Source organism: Enemella evansiae, from assembly GCF_002250705.1.
Classification (GTDB): Bacteria; Actinomycetota; Actinomycetes; order Propionibacteriales; family Propionibacteriaceae; genus Enemella; species Enemella evansiae.
Genome location: NZ_NMVP01000032.1, coordinates 1 through 1,164, shown reverse-complemented (window position 1 = coordinate 1,164; position 1,164 = coordinate 1). Strand labels below are relative to the sequence as shown.

Sequence of the window (1,164 nt, the reverse complement as noted above, 5' to 3'; positions counted from 1 at the left end):
GCGCGGAAGCCCTCGGCCATCTGGCACATCCCGACCGTGCCCGGCAACTGCTGCAGCCCTCATTGTTCGACGGCGCCACCGTCACCCCTGGCGGTGAGGTGGTCAACAAGCACGGCGAGATCGTCACCCCCACCAGTGAGCGGTGCCGTCACGGTGCGGAGTTGATCCTGCACGTCCACCAGAAGGACCTCGCTAACCGTCGCGGTGGTGAAGGCGACGCCCTCGGACCCGTGACCCTGCAGCACTTGAAGGAGCTGCTCGCCCAGTGCGCTGGCACCGTGAAGGTGCGGCCGGTGATCGACTTGGCCGCGCCGGTGATGGTGAACACCTACCGGCCCTCCGACGAGTTGGCGCAACGGGTCAAACTGCGCGACCGATATGTGATGTTCCCCCGCTCCAACCGCAGTGCGTTCGGCCGCGGGATCGACCTCGATCACACCATTCCCGCCCCGGAGGGGCCGACCAGCTCGGGCAACCTGGGGCCGTTGAACCGGGCCTCGCACCGCGCCAGAACTCACGCCGGATTCCGGGTCGAGCAACCCTCCCCGGGGGTGTTCCACTGGAAAACACCGGCCGGGCAGGAAGCCTGGGTCACCAGCTACGGCACCTGGAATCATCCACCACCCGACCACCTGATCAACGACCCCGCGGCTTCACTCTCCCGAACCGAAAAGCTGCTTCGCGACACTCTGTGCAACGGGCGAACCCAGCTGGAGAAGGAACAGGCCGAAGCCGAACAGGCCGCCGATGAAGCTCGTGAACGCGAGCGACTCCGCCGCGCCCGCAAGAACCAGCGCCTTCGGGACCTACGTCAGACTGCCCGCGACCAGGCCGACGCGGCGAAACAGAAGAGGGCGAAGCAGGAGACGAAGAAGCCGGCTCCGCCGGAATCCCAACCTGCCCTGATTCCCAACCCAGGCTAGTTTTCCGAGCGACTCCGCACGCTCATCGAGTAGCTCGGCATGCGCAGCGAAGCGGAGCAATGCCGAGCGTGCCGAGATGAGCAACCTACCTCGCGGTTCCTCTCGACACGGTCACTGCGCGACCTAGTCCGAGAATGGACTCAGCCACGCGCGGTGGAGCGTCCGGCGGCGTGACTCGTCGGTGGGAGTGGTTGTAGGGGTTGTGGTCAGGCGGCGGGTTGCAGGATGACTTTGTAGCCGA

1 pseudogene is annotated in these 1,164 nt (G+C 66.2%); it reads left to right on the top strand.

Annotated features, from left to right (window positions below):
- Positions 1–923, top strand: a pseudogene (locus tag BI335_RS21550) (hypothetical protein); the annotation flags it as partial.
- Positions 924–1,164: the final 241 nt, after the last annotated feature.